Below are 16,651 nucleotides of genomic sequence, written 5' to 3' on the forward strand. Positions count from 1 at the left end.
GGGGCCACCGTCCTCTTCCGCGTCCGGCCGGGCCCGTTCATCGCTCCTCCGCACGGATCCGCTCGGCGCCGCGCAGCCGGGCGGGGGCGGCCCGCCTGTTCTCGGCGACCTCTTCCTCCGTGGGCAGTTCGGCTCCGCGGGTGAGCAGCTTCAGCCGGGGCTGGTAGCGCTCGGGGACGACGGGCAGTCCGGGCGGCGCCGTGTTGGCCGCACCGGCGGCGAAGACCTGCTTGACGAGCCGGTCCTCCAGCGAGTGGTACGACAGGACGGCGATCCTGCCCCCGACGTCGAGGCTCGCCACGGCGGCCGGAACGGCACGCTCCAGGACGGTCAGTTCGCCGTTGACCTCGATGCGCAGGGCCTGGAAGGTGCGCTTGGCCGGATTGCCTCCGGTGCGCTTGGCGGCCTGCGGCAGGGAGTCGCGGATCAGCTCGACGAGGCGGGCGCTGTTGCTGAAGGGTTCCTTCTCGCGTTCGCGCACGACGGCCGAGACGATGCGCTTGGCCTGCTTCTCCTCGCCGTACGCGCGAAGGATCCGCACGAGTTCGCCGGGCGGGTAGGTGTTGAGCACCTCGGCGGCGCCGATGCCGGTCGTCTGGTCCATGCGCATGTCGAGCGGCGCGTCCTGGGCGTAGGCGAAGCCGCGGTCGGCCTCGTCCAGCTGCATGGAGGAGACGCCGAGGTCGAACAGGACACCCTGGACCTTGGGGATCCCCAGCCTCTCCAGGACCTCGGGCAGTTCGTCGTAGACGGCGTGCACCAGGGTGGCCCGGTCGCCGTACGGGGCCAGGCGCTCGCCGGAGAGCCGCAGCGCCTCCTTGTCCCGGTCCAGGGCGACCAGCCGGGCCGCGGGGAAGGCGGCGAGCAGGGCCTCGCTGTGCCCGCCGAGCCCGAGGGTGCAGTCGACGACGACCGGTGGTCGCGGTCCTGCCTCCTCCAGAGCCGGGGCCAACAGGTCCAGGCATCGCTGGAGCATCACCGGGACGTGTCGGGTCTGGCTCAAAGCGCCCTCTCAGGCTCTGTCCCGTGCGGCCGCACGTGCGGTCCGGTCCCCGCCCGCCCGGAAGGGGAGGTCCGCCGGCGCCAGGAAAGGAGGCGTCGGCCGACCGCGAGCGGGAGAGGGCCGGGCCGCACGTACGCCGCACATCACAGGGAAGTCGAAACGTATAAAAATATGCAGAATGTGCAGGCGTGTCGGTAACTTCGCGTCACTTTAGTCCACCCTGCCATTCGATCCATTCCCGATCAACGAACCGGGCAGCGCGTCGCACCGCCGCGGCGGTGCGGCAACCTCACCCGGTCGGGTGCCCGGACGTGAGGCTTGTGGGTTACCTCACAACAAGCCCCGTTGACGTTCTTTGTCCCCTTCCACGGCACGCCAGGAGCGAGCGTGACGACTAACGTCGTCTCCATGTCGACTTCTGCGCACTCTTCCGCCGAGACCGATTCCCCCGCCGGCGCCGACGCCCCTACCGGAGGGACAGTCACCGACCGCCTCGTCGAACTGAACACGCGTTACGCGGAGGCGTTCACCGATCCGGGCATGGACGCGCGGCCGGTGCTGCGCGTCGCCGTGGTCGCGTGCATGGACGCACGCCTCGACCTCCACCGGGCACTCGGCCTCGAACTCGGTGACTGCCACACCATCCGCAACGCGGGGGGCGTCGTCACCGAGGACGTCATCCGGTCGCTGACCATCAGCCAGCGGGCGCTCGGCACCCGCAGCGTGGTCCTCATCCACCACACGAACTGCGGCATGGAGTCCCTCACCGAGGAGTTCCGGCAGGACCTGGAGCGCGAGGTCGGCCAGCGCCCGGCGTGGGCCGTCGAGGCCTACTCCGACGCCGACCAGGACGTCCGGCAGTCGATGCAGCGCGTGCGCACCTCTCCCTTCCTCCTCCACACGGACGACGTCCGCGGCTTCGTCTTCGACGTGAAGACGGGCAGCCTGCGCGAGATCCTGCCCGTCTCCACCTCCTGACGCCCCCTCGACATACGGGCCACATCCGGCATATCGCGCTCACTTGTCCACAGGCGAGTGACACGAAGCGGTAACGGCAACAAGAATGCGGGTGTGACATCTCTCCGGGTCCTCCGGAGAGTGTCCGTATTTCAGGGCGGGCCTGGTGCTTTGTGCGCCGGTCCGTGCACAAGGGCCGAGGAGGGCCGGGTGACGACCTATGACGATCGAGCGAGCCTCACAGATCTGACCACCACAGCGGAGCGGGTACGCAGGTCGGTCGAGGGTGTGATCGAGGGCAAGCCTGAGGTCGTACGGCTCTCGCTGACCGTGCTGCTCGCCGAGGGGCACCTCCTCATCGAGGATGTGCCCGGGGTCGGCAAGACGATGCTGGCCAAGGCGCTGGCGCGGTCCATCGACTGCTCGGTGCGGCGTATCCAGTTCACGCCGGACCTGCTGCCCTCGGACATCACGGGGGTCTCGATCTTCGACCAGCAGCGGCGGGACTTCGAGTTCAAGCCCGGCGCGATCTTCGCCCAGATCGTGATCGGCGACGAGATCAACCGCGCGTCGCCCAAGACCCAGTCGGCGCTGCTGGAATCGATGGAGGAACGCCAGGTCACCATCGACGGCCAGACCTATGAACTGCCGGATCCCTTCATGGTCGTGGCCACCCAGAACCCGGTGGAGATGGAGGGGACCTATCCCCTGCCCGAGGCGCAGCGCGACCGGTTCATGGCGCGGGTGTCGATCGGTTACCCCAGTGCCGAGGCCGAGCTCCAGATGCTCGACGTGCACGGCGGGGTCTCCCCTCTGGACGACCTGCAGCCGGTGGCGCACGCCCACGACATCGTGAAGCTGATCGACGCGGTGCGTTCGGTCCACGTGGCCGAAGCCGTCCGGCGGTACGCCGTGACGCTGGTGGCCGCCACCCGTCAGCACCCTGATCTCAGACTCGGGGCCTCGCCGCGGGCCACCCTGCATCTGCTGCGGGCCGCCAAGGCGTCGGCCGCGCTGGCCGGGCGGGACTACGCCCTGCCGGACGACGTCCAGGCCCTCGCGGTCGCGGTGCTCTCCCACCGGCTGCTGCCGACGGCACAGGCGCAGCTCAACCGCCGTACGGCCGAGCAGGTCGTCCTGGACATCCTGCAGCGGACGCCGGTGCCGACGTCGGGCACCGATTCCGCCCCCGCCCAGCCCCGGCCCGGCGGACCGGTGTACGGCCGTCAGCCCGGCGCACGGCGGCTGTGATGGCGGCCGGCGCACCCGGCCCCGTGGACGACAGCGACGACAAGGGCGGCCTGCGGGCGGCTCTGGGCGGGCTGACGACGCGCGGGCGGTCCTTCCTCGCCGCCGGTGTGGCGGCGGCGGTCTGCGCCTACGCGCTGGGCCAGGGCGACCTGCTCCGGGTCGGACTGCTGCTGGCCGTGCTGCCGCTGGTCTGCGTCACCGTGCTCTACCGCACCCGCTACCGGGTCGCCGGCAGCAGGCGGCTGTCGCCGTCCCGGGTCCCGGCCGGCTCGGAGGCGCGGGTGCACCTGCGGATGGACAACGTGTCCCGGCTGCACACGGGACTGCTCATGCTCCAGGACCGCGTCCCCTACGTCCTCGGCCCCCGGCCCCGGTTCGTGCTGGACCGGGTCGAGCCGGGCGGGATGCGGGAGGTGTCCTACCGGGTCCGGTCCGATCTGCGCGGGCGCTATGCGCTGGGTCCGCTGCAGCTGCAGCTGAGCGACCCCTTCGGGATGTGCGAGCTGACGCGCTCCTTCAGCGCCTACGACACCCTCGTCGTCGTCCCGCGCACCGAACCGCTTCCGGTGCTGCGGCTGGGCGGGGACGCCTCCGGATACGGCGACGGCAGGCAGCATTCGCTGGCGCTGGCCGGCGAGGACGACATCATTCCGCGCGGTTACCGCCACGGCGACGACCTGCGACGGGTGCACTGGCGCTCCACCGCGCGCTACGGAGAGTTGATGGTGCGGCGGGAGGAACAGCCGCAGCGGGCCCGGTGCACGGTGCTGCTGGACACCCGGCGGATCGCCTACGACGGTGCCGGACCCGGGTCGGCCTTCGAGTGGGCGGTGTCCGGCGCCGCCTCCGCCCTGACGCACATGCTGGAGCGTGGCTTCGCGGTGCGGCTGCTCACCGACGAGGGGAGCGTCGTGCCGGGTGAGAGCGCCGACGGCTTCGCGGGATCGGCCCAGGAGTCCGCGGAGTCGGCGGGGCTGATGATGGACACCCTCGCGGTCGTCGACCACTCCGACGGAGGCGGTCTCTCCCGCGCCCACGACGTGCTGCGCGGCAGCAACGAGGGGCTGCTGGTGGCGTTCTTCGGCGATCTCGACGAGGAGCAGACGGCTGTGGCCGCCAGGATGCGGCAGCGGAGCCGCGGGGCCGTCGCGTTCGTGCTGGACGGTGACGACTGGGCGCGCGGCCTGGAGGCCGCGCCGCTCGCGCCGGCCTCCGACCGCTTGCGGCTGCTGCGCGAGGCGGGATGGACGGCGATGGCGGTGTGCCCCGGGGACGAGCTCGCCCGGTTGTGGCAGCAGGCAGGTCCGGAGGGCTCCGGCGCGCAGCCCTCCGGGGCCGGATCGACGACGGGGCTCTCCGGGGGATGGTCATGAGCGGGCGTACCCGACTGGCGCTGTGCGCCTTCGCGGCCACGACGATGGCGGCGGGGGCCCTGCTCCCTCTGGTGGAGACGTCGAAGTGGGTGCTGCAGGCCGGGTTCCTGCTGGCCCTCCAGAGCGGTGTGGGGATGCTGGCACGCCGGATGCGCCTGGCGCGGATCCTGACGGTCTCCCTCCAGGTGCTCACCACCCTGCTGACGCTGACCGTGGCGTTCGCCAGGGACTTCGCCCTGTTCGGGGTGGTGCCCGGCCCCCAGGCGGTCCAGCGGCTCGCCGAGCTGCTGACCGCGGGGGCGGACGACGTCGGGCGGTACGCCATTCCCGCACCGGAGACGGACGGCATCAGGCTGATGCTGATCGGCGGGGTGCTGCTGATCGGGCTCGCCGTGGACGTCCTGGCGGTCACCATCCGCGCCGCGGCTCCGGCCGGCCTGCCGCTGCTGGCGCTCTACTCGGTGGCGGCGGGGCTCTCCGACGGCGGGGCGGGATGGCTCTGGTTCCTGCTCGCGGCGTGCGGCTACCTGCTTCTCCTGCTGGCCGAAGGCCGGGACCGGCTCTCCCGGTGGGGCCGGGTCTTCGGCGGCGTGTCCCGTGCGTCGGGCGGTCTCACGGCCGGCCTGGACGGTGCCGGAAACGCCGTGGCGTCCGTCCGCACGGGGCGGCGCATCGGTGCGGTGGCGCTGGGTATCGCGCTGGCCGTGCCCGCCGCCCTGCCCGCTCTGGACGGCGGGCTGCTGGGCGGCTCGGGCGGCTCGGGCCGGGGCGGCGGCGGAGGCACGATCTCCGCGGTCAACCCCCTGGTCTCGCTGCAGAACAATCTCAACCAGCCGGAGAACCGGGAGGTGATGACGTATCGCACCAACTCCGGGGACCCGCAGGACCTCTATCTGCGCATCCAGGCCCTGGACCAGTTCAACGGCGGCGAGTGGCGTCCGTCGACCCGCCGGCTGAGCGACGTGCCGGACAGGTTGCCACAGCCCACCGGACTGGCAGGGGACGTCTCCGTCACCGAGATCCGGACGAACATCTCCGCGTCGCGCTCGTACCAGCAGACGTATCTGCCGCTCCCCTATCCGGCGAGCGAGATCGACATCGAGGGCCGCTGGCGGTACGAACCCGAGGGGCGCACCCTCGTCGGCGACGACGGCCAGACGACGCGCGGAGCCCGCTACGAGGTGAGCAGCCTGGTGGTGGAGCCGACGGCCGCTCAGCTCGCCGCTTCGATGGCACCGCGCTCGGAGGTCGCCCGGGAGTACACCCGGGTCCCCCCGTCGCTGCCCGACGTGGTCGAGGAGACCGCCGAACGGGTGACCGAGGGTTCCGCCAACGACTACGAGCGGGCCGTGAAGCTGCAGGACTGGTTCGCCTCGGAGGGCGGCTTCCGGTACGACACGACGGTGACGTCGGGTACGGGCACCGCGGCGATCGAGCGCTTCCTGAAGGACAAGGAGGGTTTCTGCGTCCACTTCTCCTTCGCGATGGCCGCGATGGCGAGGACCCTGGGCATTCCGGCCCGGGTCGCGGTGGGCTTCACGCCCGGCACGGTCCAGGCGGACGGTTCGGTGTCGGTCGGGCTGCGGGACGCGCACGCCTGGCCCGAGCTGTACTTCGAGGGGGTGGGCTGGACCCGCTTCGAGCCGACCCCGTCCCGGGGCAGCACCCCGGCGTACACACGGCCCGACGTGCCCTCGCAGAACCCGAGCGATCCCGCCCTGCCGACGGACGGCGCGTCCACGGCGCCCACGGCCGCGCCCTCCGCCACGGAGTCCTGTCCGGAGCAGATGCGCCGACAGGGCGAGTGCGGTGCCTCCGCGGCTCCCGGTGCGGCGGATTCCGGCGATTCGGGCACTCCGACGGGCACGGTGGTGCTGTGGGTGCTCGGCTCCCTGGTGGTGCTCACGCTACCGCTGGTGCCGATGCTCCTGAGGATGCGGGTACGCGGCAGGCGGCTGGGCTCCTCGGGCGGGCGTACGGCCGCGGATGCCGCGGCCCGGGTGTTGGCCGCCTGGCGGGAGATCACCGACACGGCCTGGGACCACGGCATTGCGCCGGACGAGTCACAGACCCCGCGGAAGGCCGCCGCCCGTGTCGTACGGGTGGGCCGCCTTGAGGGACCGGCGGTGGCCGCGGTCCACCGGGTCGCGGGTGCCGTGGAGCAGGTGCTGTACGCGCCCGAGCCCGGCACGGCCTCCGCGTCGGCCGCGGACGTCCACGCGGTCCGGGCTGGACTGTGGGCCTCTGCCGGCCGCTGGGACAGGCTGCGGGCGACGCTCGCGCCTCGTTCGGCCGTTCGGGTGGTGTGGGCGCTCGCGGAACGCAGGGCGGAGGCCGGACGCCGATGGTCCGACCGGATGGGGCGTGACCGCTGGGCGGCCCGGCTGCGCCGGCCGTCACGGCAGCGGGGCTGATCCGCCGGGGCCGAGGTCCGGGCGGACGGGGCTCTCGAATCCGGCCGTCCGGGACCGGCCTCGGGCGGCCGGACCCCGGACCTGCTCCGGTGGCCGGGTCCTGCGGCCGGGACGGGCGCGATACGGACGCAGCCCCGCCAGGGGCTCCGCACCCGGCCGGAGCTGCCACTGGCGCGGTGCCGCCCGCCGAGGAGAACGCGTGAGGGGCGGTCGCTGCGAAGCGACCGCCCCTCACCTGCGAGGCCCAGCGTCAAGTTCTCGGTGTGCGCACTCCGCGTCCGGGCCCGGAGGCCGGGGCCACCCGCCGCCGTCCGGGACGCGAAGGGCTCACTGGCCCTGTTCGTCGCGGCGGCGCTGCCACCGCTGTTCGATCCGGTTCATCATCGACCGGCGCTGCCTGGGATGTCGGCGTTCGCCTTCGCCCCTGCTCGCACTCCCTGCCGGCTGCTGTTCACCGGGCTTCGGCGCTTTGCGCCATCCGGTGACCGCCAGCACGGCGCAGCCCAGCATGACGAGGAATCCCGCCACGCTGACCCAGGTCTGCTGGAAAACCATTCCGGCCATGAGGAGCGCGATACCCACAAGAAAACCGGCTACCGCCTGGTAGACCCGTCGCCGGGTGTACCTGCGCAGCCCGCTTCCCTCAAGCGCTGTAGCGAACTTGGGATCTTCGGCGTACAGCGCTCGCTCCATCTGCTCGAGCATGCGCTGCTCGTGCTCCGAGAGCGGCACGGAGTCCTCCTCGTCGTCGGCCGCGGGGGCGACCGGTATGCGGCCCTTCCAGGATAGGCAGGGATTCGCCCCCGTGAAACCCGCCCTCTAGCCATAGCCAGTCCGGACCGCCATATCGGCTCGGCTGCTGAGGCGTAGATTCCCCGACCTCCGATCCGTCATGCCGGATGGTGTCACCCGATCATACGGGGCTCCCGGCCCGATCGGGTGTTCTCAGCGGTACTCCGTCTGCAGCTGCGTTGCTGATCAGCCCCGCTCCGGCCGCTCGGCGGCCTTGCTCCACCGGTGTGCCCTCCGGCGGTCAGGGCCGCTTCTCTCCCAGAACGTGCAGCTGGGTCGCCACCGAGTGGAAGGCCGGCAGCTCCGCGACGGCCGCCTCCAGCCTGAGGAGCTCCTCCATCGCGCCCGGCTGGGTGTCCACGAGAACGCCCGGCACGAGGTCGGCGAAGACCCGGACACCGTGGACGGCTCCGACCTCGACGCCCGCGTCGGCGACCAGTCCGGTCAGCTGGTCGGCCGTGAACCTGCGCGGCACGGGGTCGCCGTCGCCCCAGCGCCCGGCGGGGTCCGTCAGGGCCTGCCGGGCCTCGGCGAAGTGTCCGGCCAGCGCCCTGGCCAGGACGGCGCCGCCGAGGCCGGCACCGAGCAGGCTGAGAGCGCCGGACGGCCGGAGCGCGTCGACCGCGTGGCGCACGCCTTCGGCGGGGTCGTCCACGTACTCCAGGACGCCGTGGCACAGGACCGCGTCGTAGTCGGCACGGTCCACCACCTCGAAGAGGCCGAGGATGTCGCCCTGGACGCCGCGGACCCGGTCGGCGACTCCGGCCTCGTCGGCACGGCGCTCCAGCGCGAAGAGGGCGTTCGGGCTGGGATCGACGACGGTGACCCGGTGGCCGAGCCGGGCGACGGGCACGGCGAAGTTGCCGGTGCCGCCGCCGGTGTCCAGCACGTCCAAGGCTTCCCTGCCGGTCGCCTTGACCCGGCGCTCGAGGGCGTCCTTGAGGACCTCCCAGACCACGGCGGTACGGAGGGAGGCGCGGGGGCGCAGCTGGTCCGACACGGCAGTTGACTCCTCGGCACGGTGCCGCCACGGACGGCGGAGCGTGAACGGTGCAGGTGGTACGGGTGCGCTCCACCCTATTGCCTCGCACCACCCTCGCGGTCACTCCGCGTCGGGCCGCCGCCCGGTCCCGTCCGTCCGCGGCTGCGGGAGGGCGGGCTGGAGGACCAGCAGTCGCTCGACCAGGCGCAGGAACATCGCCGCGTCGCGCAGCAGATCGTCGGCGTCGCGGCTGCTGGCCGCGCCGGGTATGCCCGCCTCCGCACGGGCCCTGCGCGGGGCTCCGGAGGCGAACAGGGCGCTCCATTCGGTGAGTTCCGGCGCGATGTCCGGAAGGACCTCCCAGGCGCTGCGGATCCGCTCCTTGCGGCGCCTGCCGGTCTCGGGCCGGGCGCGGGCGGCGAGCACGGCGGCCGCGGTGCGCAGCGCGGCGAGGTGCGCGGTGGCGTACCTCTCGTTGGGCACGTCGAGTACGGCGGCCTCGTCCAGGCCGGCGTGGGCCTGGGCGAGCAGATCGAGCGCGGCGGGCGGCGCCGTGGTGCGGCGCGGAACGGGGTGGACGTCGGTTGCCGGACCGGTCGGTGAGGGGGCAGGGCTGACTGCGCGGCGCCGCGGGGCGGCGGCTGCGGACGAGCTGGCCATGACGAGCCTCCTGTCGTCGTGTGACGGCTCCGTGGCCGTATGTGTCCATCGTGACGCCCCCCACTGACAATCCCTCAGAATCCGGCTCCGACCAGGCACTTTGCTTCGAGCGCGAGTTCGGGTTAGATTTTTTGCACTGACTGGTCAGTTCAAAAGATGGGGGTGGGGTCGTGGACGGCCCGCACGGGGCGGCGCTGGGCGCCGAGGACTTCGGTCTGAAGGGACCACGTGGCTGGGCGTTCCGGGGCGTGGGGTTCACCGCCGGTCCCGGATCGCTCGTCGCGGTCGAGGGGCCGTCGGGCTCGGGCCGCACCTGTCTGCTGCTCGCACTCACCGGCCGGATGCGTTCCACGCAGGGCCACGCCGAGGTCGGCGGCGAGCGCCTGCCGGGCCGGCTCGCCGCCGTCCGCCGCTTCAGCGCGCTGGGGCCCGTCCCCGGGGTCAGCGAACTGGACCCCTCCTTCACCGTCGCCGAGCATCTGCGCGAACGCGCCCTCCTGCGGCGCCGCTTCGACGGATCGCTCCGCTCCCTGCTGCGTCCGGGCGCCGGGCGCGCCGCCGCGGCACGGGCGACGGTGGACGCCGCGCTGGAGACCGCGGGCCTCGACACCTCGACCCTGCCCAAGGCCGAACGGACCTCGGTGCGGGACCTGGAGCGCCTGGAGGCCCTGCGCCTGTCCGTCGCCCTCGCCGTGATGAGCCGTCCGCGGCTCCTCGCCGTGGACGACACCGACCTCAAGCTCTCCGTCACGGACCGCGCCCTGGCCTGGGAACTGCTGCGCGCCATCGCCGCGGACGGCACCACGGTGCTGGCGGTGTGCAGCGAGGCACCCGAGGACGCGCTCACCGTGCGCACCCGGCCGGTGGCCGACGCGGAGCCGGACGCAGCAGCGGATACGGAGGCCGGGAAAGCGGCCGACGACACGACGACCGGGAAGGGGACGGCCGATGCGATCGCCGAGACTGGCCGCGCTTGAGCTGCGACGGTTCGGCAGGGGCCGGATGCCGCGTGCCGCACTCGTGGCACTCCTCCTGCTGCCTCTGCTGTACGGAGCGCTGTACCTCTGGTCGTTCTGGGACCCTTACGGGCGTCTCGACCGCATCCCCGTAGCCCTCGTCAACGACGACAAGGGCGCGAACGCCGGCCGCGAACGTCTGGCGGCCGGGGACGAGATCGCGGACCGGCTGCTCGGCTCCAAGGTCTTCGACTGGCACGAGGTCGGTTCCTCGGAGGCCGCTCGGGGCGTCGAGGACGGAACGTACTACCTCTCGCTGACCATGCCGTCGGACTTCAGCGAGAGGATCGCCTCGAGCGCCGGGGACTCCCCCGGCACCGGTGCCCTGCGGGTGCGCACGAACGACGCGAACAACTACATCGTCGGGCAGATCTCCAGGACGGTCTTCGCCGAGGTCCGCAGTGCCGCGTCGGCCAAGGCCTCGCGCCGATTCCTGGACCGGATCTTCATCGACTTCTCGAGCCTCCACGACGCGACCGCCAAGGCCGCCGAGGGGGCCGACGACCTCGAGAGCGGCCTCACCAAGGCGAAGAAGGGCTCCAAGGCCCTCGCGGACGGCCTCAAGGACGCCAAGTCCGGCAGCGGCAGACTCTCCACCGGCGTCACGACGCTGAACAAGGGGGCGGGCGACCTGGAGACGGGTTCCCGCCAGGTGGCCGGGGGGACCCAGCTGCTCGCCGACAAGGTCAACGCGGTCGCCGACGACGTGCGCCCCTTCCTGAAGGACAACGGCAAGGCCATCGGGGACACCGCACGCCTGGTCTCCGACTCCTCGAAGGCCGTGCGGGACAACCTCGATCTGCTGGCCGAGGCGGCGCCCACCGCATCGGCGGCCGCCCACACGGCCTCCGACGACCTGGCCGAGGTCTACCGCCTCCGCTGCGAGGAGCAGACACTGCCCGACCCGGGGGTCTGCCCCCAGCTGAAGCGCGCCAGGACCGCGGCGGCGGATGTCACCGAGGTCGCCGACGACGTGAACGCCCTGGTCACGAACCAGAAGGGCGATCTGACGAAACTGCGGAGCCGGCTGGCCACCCTGCAGAAGCAGGCCGACGCCCTGGCGAAGCGCTCGCCGCACCTCGACACGGACCTGGAAGCGACCGTGAAGAAGATCAACGCGCTCAACACCGGGGCGCACGAGGTCGCCGCGGGGGCCGACGCGCTCCACACCGGTCTCGGCACCGCGAAGACCGGAGCGGGGGACCTGGACGCCGGCGTCAAGAAGCTCAAGACGGGTTCCACGACCCTGAAGAGCGGGCTGTACCGGCTGGGTGACGGCTCCGCGACGCTCGCCCAGGGGCTGAACGACGGCGTCGGCAAGATTCCCGACTACGACAAGGAGGACCGCGACGCCCGTACCGGTGTCATGTCCGACCCCGTGCGGCTGGCCTCCTCCTCGCTGCACGCCGCGCCCAACTACGGCACCGGGTTCGCCCCGTACTTCATCCCGCTCTCGCTGTGGGTGGGCGCGATGGTGGCGTACATGCTGGTCCAGCCGCTCAACCGGCGTGCGCTCGCTGCCGGGGCTCCCGCCTGGCGCATCGCCTTCGCGGGGTGGCTCCCGGTCGCCGCGATCGGCCTGCTGCAGGTCGCCGCACTGATGTCGGTGCTGCACTGGCGGCTCGGTCTGCAGATGACGCACGCCGCCGGCACGATCGGCTTCCTCGCGCTGGTGACCTGCTGTTTCGCCGCGATCGTGCAGTGGCTCAACGCCCGCTTCGGCGCGGCGGGCAGAATCCTCGTCCTGGCGGTGCTGATGCTCCAGCTGACCTCGGCCGGGGGCACCTACCCCGTCCAGACCAGCCCGGGGTTCTTCGGGGCGATCCACCCCTACCTGCCGATGACCTACGTGGTGGACGGACTGCGCCGGCTGATCACGGGTGGCGGGCTCGGCCCGGTCTGGCAGGGCTGCGCGGTGCTGGTGGCCTTCACCGCGGGCGCCCTGGCGCTGACCGCCCTGTCCGCGCGCCGCAAGCAGGTGTGGACCCTGGACCGGCTCCACCCGGAGCTGAGTCTGTGACCGCGCCGGGACCTGTGAGAATCAAGGGTATGGACAGCAGTAGCACCACGCGCCGCCAGGTCACCCGGCAGAAGCTCTACGAGGCGGCGGTGACCCTCATCGCGGAGAAGGGATTCTCCGCGACGACGGTGGACGAGATCGCCGAGCGCGCGGGGGTCGCCAAGGGCACGGTCTACTACAACTTCAAGAGCAAGACCGAGCTCTTCGAGGAGCTGCTGCGGCACGGGGTCGGACTCCTCACGCAGTCGCTGCGGTCGGCCGCCGACTCGACGGACGCCCGCGGCGGCACCCGTGTGGAGGCACTGGACGCGATGATCCGGGCCGGTCTCGTCTTCATCGACCGCTACCCGGCCTTCACCCAGCTGTACGTGGCCGAGCTCTGGCGCACCAACCGTGCCTGGCAGTCGACCCTCCTGGTGCTGCGTCAGGAGGCGGTCGCCGTGGTCGAGGGGGTGCTCCGGGAGGGCGTCGCCGCCGGTGAGCTCAGCGAGGAGATCGACATCCAGCTGACGGCGGCCGCCCTGGTCGGGATGGTCCTCGTGGCCGCCCTCGACTGGCAGGCCTTCCAGCCCGAGCGGACGATCGACGACGTGCACTCCGCCCTGTCGCTGCTGCTGCACGGCCGGGTCAGCGGGCGCTGAACCGCCGCGCCTGGAAGGGCCATCGCGCACGGAAACGCCGGTCCGGCGGAATTCGATCCCCCCGAATTCCGCCGGACCGGCGTCCCGTAGCGCCGCGGAGCCCTCCCCCGTGACCCCGTCGTCCCCCGTGGTCCCGGAGCCCCGCGTCGTGCGCCCCCGTTGCGTCCGGGGTGCCGCGCCGTTCCGCCGCCCCGTGCCGGCGGTCCCGGAGCCGCGCCCCTTCCGTGGTCCCCACTCTTCCGTCCTCGCAGGTGAGAGCCCATCCGTGTCGCTACTCATCTCCGGCACTGGGTAGGAATACTCAGGCCCCTGCGCCAGGACCCACCCGGGCCCCGCCCCGACTGGCTACGATCGCGTCCGTGTCCGTACTCCCCCTGGTGTTCACGAGCGGCTGGGCGAGCGGGATCAACGCCTACGCGGTGGTCCTGCTCCTCGGCCTCTTCGGCGCGACCGGCCTCACCGACGAGGTGCCCGAGTCGCTGCAGCGTACCGATGTGCTCGTGGCCGCCGGGGTTCTGTTCCTCCTCGAGGCGGTGGCCGACAAGATCCCGTACGTGGACTCGGCCTGGGACTCGGTCCACACGGTGATCCGGCCCGTCGCGGGGGCGGTCGTCGCGGCGCTGCTGGCCGGTGGGAGCGGATCGCTCCCGGAGCTGGCGGCGGGCGCCGTGGGCGGCTCGACCGCGCTGCTGAGCCATCTGGTGAAGGCCGGCACCAGGATGGCGGTGAACACCTCCCCGGAGCCCTTCAGCAACATCGGGGTCAGCGTGGCGGAGGACCTCGGCGTCGCCGGGATCATCACCCTCGCGGTCTTCCACCCGGTGGCGTCCGCGGTCGTCGCCGGGGTCCTGCTGCTGCTGGGCCTGGTGATACTGGTCTTCATGGCCTCCCGGATCCGCCGGTTCCTGCGCCGCAGGGCGCAGCGGCGCGAGGAGGGACGCCCGGCCGGGGCGGCCGGGTACCGGCCTCACGACTGACCTGTCGGTGGCACCCCGTAGGGTCACTGACATGGCACGAATTGCGGTGATCGGCGCCGGGACCGGCGCGATGGCGGCGGCCGCCCGGCTTTCCGTGGCAGGCCACCGGGTGACGGTGTACGAGCGCTCGGAGACCTACGGCGGCTCGCTGGGCCGGTACGCCCGTGACGGCTTCGTCTTCGACACCGGCCCCGGTCTCCTGCACCTGCCCGCGGTCTACCGCGACCTGTTCGTCAAGACGGGCAAGGAGAGCCTGGAGCAGTGCGTGACGCTGACCCAGGTCGACCCGGCGAGCCGTCATCTCTTCGCCGACGGCACCGCGGTCTCCCTGCCCAACGCCTCCCGCGCAGGGGTGACCGGCGCGCTGGACCGGGCGCTCGGCGAGGGCGCCGGAGCGCGCTGGGGCGACTTCCTGGACCGGGCCGGCATCGCCTGGAACCGGTCGCGCAGACCGCTCCTGGAGGAGCCGCTGCCCGAGGACCGGCAGACGCTGGGCCGCGATCCCTACCCCGGGGTGCGCCGGCGCAGGCTGCTGCGCGGCGCCCGGCAGGCCGGGACGCCGGCGGAGGTGGGCGCCTGGGAGCTGGCCGATCCCCGGCTCGCCGCCCTGCTCGACGGCTACGCCCTGTCGTACGGGCTCGACCCGCGCCGCGCCCCGGCCGCCGCCGCCCTCCTGCCGTACATGGAGGAGACGTTCGGCAGCTGGTACGTCGGCGGGGGCATGCGCGCGCTTGCCGACGCGGTGTACGAGCGGTGTCTGGCCCGCAAGGTGGACTTCGTCTTCGGCGCCGAGGTGGTCCGGGTGTCCGAGAAGGACGGCCGGGCGGCAGGCGTGGAGCTGGCGGACGGCACGGGTGTGGAGGCCGATCACGTCGTCCTGGGCGCGCAGCCGGCGCCCGGACTCCTGCCGGTCAGGGAGGAGCCGCCGGCAGGGACCCAGGGGGCTCCGGTACCGGGCCGCTTCCTCGTCATGCTGTCGCTGCGGAACGCCCGGGAGGCCGGTGCCGTGCACCGGACCGTGGTGCACACCGGGGACCCGGGCGCGGAGCAGGAGGCGGTGTTCGGCGGCCGGACGGCGCACGAGCCGACGGTGACCGTGCTGCGCCCGGACGATCCGGCCACCCGCCCCGACCAGGAGCACGAGGCGGTGACCCTGATGGCGACGGTGGCGCCGCACGGTCCGGTCGACTGGACGGACGGGGCGCTGCGCGAGCGGTTCGCGGAGGTGGTGACCGGCCGTGGGGCCGAGGCCGTTCCCGGGCTGCGTGGGCGGATCCTCCACGCCGAGGTGCGGACGCCCGCCGAGACCGCGGCCGAGACCGGCGCCGGGGGCGGCTCGGTGCCGCCCCCGGCCCTGGCCGGTGCGGGGGGCGCCTATCTGCACCCGGGGAACCGCAGCCCGCTGCCGGGGCTGTATCTGGCGGGCGGCTGGTCCCATCCGGGCGGCGGGACGGCGCACGCGGGTATGTCGGGCGCCCTGGTGGCCGGGCTCGTCGTGGAGGGTGACGGCTTCCGCGGCTCCCGCTGATCCCGCCGCCCGCGATTCCGGGGGCGGCGCACCCGGTACCGGCCGCCGGACAGCGGCGGCCGGCCGGCGGCTCAGTAGCGGTACTGCTCGTTCTGGCCCGTGTCGTAGCCGTTGCCGTACGGGGCGGGGTGGGCGGGAGCTTCCGGCGGCAGCGGGGGGTACTGGTCGCTCTCGCGCTGCTGCGGGACCCACACTCCGCCGGGCGGGGTGTCGGTGTACTGCCCGGCATACGGATCGGCGGGCTGCTGCCCGGTGCCGTAGGCGGGGTCGTAGCCGCTGCCGTTGCCGTAGGTGTCGTCGTACGGGGCGTACTGCCCGGTTCCCGCGGTGGTGGCGGTGCCGGTGTAGGGGTCGGAGTAGGCGGCGTAGCTCCCCTGGTCCGTCCCGTAGTCGTACGTGCCGGCGTAGGTGCCCTGGTCCTGGTATGGGCCTTGTTCCTGGTAGCCGCCCTGGTCCTGGTAGCCGCCCTGGGCGGCGTAGGGGTCCTGGGCGGCCTGGCCGTCGTAGCCGGAGTACGGGTCGTGGGAGGAGTACTGCGGCTGCTGCTCCTGGCGGTCGTCGCGGCCGGCCGGTGCGGGGTCGGTGTAGATGCCGTACTGCCCGGTGTCGTCCGGCATCGGCTCCGGCTCGTAGACCGCCGAGGGGGCGGCCTCCGCGTGCTGGGGCGCGGGGGCTTCCTCGTACTCGAGACCGGAGACCTCGAGGGTGGCCCCCCGGTCGTCCGGGCCCGTAGCCCCGCGGCGCCGGCGGCTCTCACCCGGGCTGCCGCCTATGGCCCATCCCGTCGAGAAGCCGCGCCTGAAGGAGAGCGTCACGTAGGTCTGGCCCGTCGCGAAGGCGATCGCGCCCACGGCGATCACCAGCACGGAGGCGATCAGGACACCGAGGACCACGCCGAGGAAGCCGGCGAAGGCGAGCAGGCGCCAGCGCAGGCGGGCCTTGTACTGCAGCAGCACCTCGCCCAGCAGCCACAGCGCCACTATCCCGAATGCGATGTAGAGGACCGTCCAGCCCACGCCCGCCCCCTCCTGCGGCCA

At 72.9% G+C, this 16,651-nt stretch carries 14 protein-coding genes; 9 read left to right on the top strand and 5 right to left on the bottom strand.

Annotation, left to right across the window (positions count from 1 at the left end):
* Positions 1-37 precede the first annotated feature (37 nt).
* A complete protein-coding gene (rsmH, locus tag B9S57_RS00395; protein WP_103513512.1) occupies positions 38-1,003 on the bottom strand; it encodes a 16S rRNA (cytosine(1402)-N(4))-methyltransferase RsmH in 966 nt (321 codons plus the stop codon).
* A gap of 408 nt (positions 1,004-1,411) precedes the next feature.
* On the opposite strand from rsmH, the gene B9S57_RS00400 reads away from it, so the two are divergent.
* From B9S57_RS00400 to B9S57_RS00415, 4 genes are all read left to right on the top strand, one after another.
* Positions 1,412-1,981, top strand: coding sequence for a carbonic anhydrase (locus B9S57_RS00400; RefSeq protein WP_103513513.1), 570 nt, complete (start codon positions 1,412-1,414; stop codon positions 1,979-1,981).
* A 189-nt stretch (positions 1,982-2,170) separates the two neighbouring features.
* Positions 2,171-3,211, top strand: a complete 1,041-nt coding sequence (locus tag B9S57_RS00405; protein WP_103513514.1) for a MoxR family ATPase — start codon at positions 2,171-2,173, stop codon at positions 3,209-3,211.
* A complete protein-coding gene (locus B9S57_RS00410) occupies positions 3,211-4,584 on the top strand; it encodes a DUF58 domain-containing protein (RefSeq protein ID WP_103513515.1) in 1,374 nt (457 codons plus the stop codon). Before B9S57_RS00405 ends, B9S57_RS00410 begins: the two co-directional genes overlap by 1 nt.
* Complete coding sequence (locus B9S57_RS00415; protein ID WP_103513557.1) at positions 4,581-6,998, top strand: DUF3488 and transglutaminase-like domain-containing protein; 2,418 nt, start codon at positions 4,581-4,583, stop codon at positions 6,996-6,998. Before B9S57_RS00410 ends, B9S57_RS00415 begins: the two co-directional genes overlap by 4 nt.
* A gap of 327 nt (positions 6,999-7,325) precedes the next feature.
* On the opposite strand, the gene B9S57_RS00420 is transcribed toward B9S57_RS00415, so the two are convergent.
* The 3 genes from B9S57_RS00420 to B9S57_RS00430 all read right to left on the bottom strand — a co-directional run bounded on the left by B9S57_RS00420 (position 7,326) and on the right by B9S57_RS00430 (position 9,432).
* The gene (locus B9S57_RS00420; protein ID WP_103513516.1) at positions 7,326-7,730 is read right to left on the bottom strand and encodes a DUF3040 domain-containing protein; all 405 of its coding nucleotides are present in this window, start codon (positions 7,728-7,730) and stop codon (positions 7,326-7,328) included.
* A gap of 301 nt (positions 7,731-8,031) precedes the next feature.
* Positions 8,032-8,790 (bottom strand): methyltransferase, encoded by a 759-nt coding sequence (locus B9S57_RS00425; protein WP_103513517.1) that lies wholly within the window; start codon positions 8,788-8,790, stop codon positions 8,032-8,034.
* Positions 8,791-8,892: 102 nt separating this feature from the next.
* The gene (locus tag B9S57_RS00430) at positions 8,893-9,432 is read right to left on the bottom strand and encodes an SAV_6107 family HEPN domain-containing protein (protein WP_103513518.1); all 540 of its coding nucleotides are present in this window, start codon (positions 9,430-9,432) and stop codon (positions 8,893-8,895) included.
* Positions 9,433-9,602: 170 nt separating this feature from the next.
* Between B9S57_RS00430 and B9S57_RS00435 the strand changes: the two genes are divergently transcribed.
* The 5 genes from B9S57_RS00435 to B9S57_RS00455 all read left to right on the top strand — a co-directional run bounded on the left by B9S57_RS00435 (position 9,603) and on the right by B9S57_RS00455 (position 15,614).
* Positions 9,603-10,409: an ATP-binding cassette domain-containing protein gene (locus B9S57_RS00435; RefSeq protein ID WP_103513519.1), complete on the top strand. Its 807-nt coding sequence runs from the start codon at positions 9,603-9,605 to the stop codon at positions 10,407-10,409.
* Positions 10,381-12,468 carry a YhgE/Pip family protein gene (locus B9S57_RS00440; protein ID WP_103513520.1) on the top strand — a complete coding sequence of 696 codons (2,088 nt, stop codon included), beginning with the start codon at positions 10,381-10,383 and terminating at the stop codon, positions 12,466-12,468. The genes B9S57_RS00435 and B9S57_RS00440 overlap by 29 nt, the downstream gene beginning before the upstream one ends.
* A gap of 29 nt (positions 12,469-12,497) precedes the next feature.
* Complete coding sequence (locus B9S57_RS00445) at positions 12,498-13,109, top strand: TetR/AcrR family transcriptional regulator (RefSeq protein WP_103513521.1); 612 nt, start codon at positions 12,498-12,500, stop codon at positions 13,107-13,109.
* Positions 13,110-13,468: 359 nt separating this feature from the next.
* Positions 13,469-14,086, top strand: a complete 618-nt coding sequence (locus B9S57_RS00450) for a DUF4126 domain-containing protein (protein ID WP_103513522.1) — start codon at positions 13,469-13,471, stop codon at positions 14,084-14,086.
* Between the two features lie 31 nt (positions 14,087-14,117).
* On the top strand, positions 14,118-15,614 hold the full coding sequence (locus B9S57_RS00455; RefSeq protein ID WP_103513523.1) for an NAD(P)/FAD-dependent oxidoreductase: 1,497 nt from the start codon (positions 14,118-14,120) through the stop codon (positions 15,612-15,614).
* Positions 15,615-15,685: 71 nt separating this feature from the next.
* On the opposite strand, the gene B9S57_RS00460 is transcribed toward B9S57_RS00455, so the two are convergent.
* Positions 15,686-16,630 (bottom strand): hypothetical protein, encoded by a 945-nt coding sequence (locus B9S57_RS00460; protein WP_103513524.1) that lies wholly within the window; start codon positions 16,628-16,630, stop codon positions 15,686-15,688.
* Positions 16,631-16,651: the final 21 nt, after the last annotated feature.

Source organism: Streptomyces sp. SM10 (assembly GCF_002910915.1).
Classification (GTDB): Bacteria; Actinomycetota; Actinomycetes; order Streptomycetales; family Streptomycetaceae; genus Streptomyces.

Bases quoted from the DNA above. Each gene is read 5' to 3' on its own strand.
- B9S57_RS00415 (WP_103513557.1), top strand. From the start codon at position 4,581: ATGAGCGGGCGTACCCGACTGGCGCTGTGCGCCTTCGCGGCCACGACG.
- B9S57_RS00440 (WP_103513520.1), top strand. From the start codon at position 10,381: ATGCGATCGCCGAGACTGGCCGCGCTTGAGCTGCGACGGTTCGGCAGG.
- B9S57_RS00410 (WP_103513515.1), top strand. From the start codon at position 3,211: ATGGCGGCCGGCGCACCCGGCCCCGTGGACGACAGCGACGACAAGGGC.
- B9S57_RS00400 (WP_103513513.1), top strand. From the start codon at position 1,412: ATGTCGACTTCTGCGCACTCTTCCGCCGAGACCGATTCCCCCGCCGGC.
- B9S57_RS00445 (WP_103513521.1), top strand. From the start codon at position 12,498: ATGGACAGCAGTAGCACCACGCGCCGCCAGGTCACCCGGCAGAAGCTC.
- B9S57_RS00455 (WP_103513523.1), top strand. From the start codon at position 14,118: ATGGCACGAATTGCGGTGATCGGCGCCGGGACCGGCGCGATGGCGGCG.
- B9S57_RS00430 (WP_103513518.1), bottom strand. From the start codon at position 9,432: ATGGCCAGCTCGTCCGCAGCCGCCGCCCCGCGGCGCCGCGCAGTCAGC.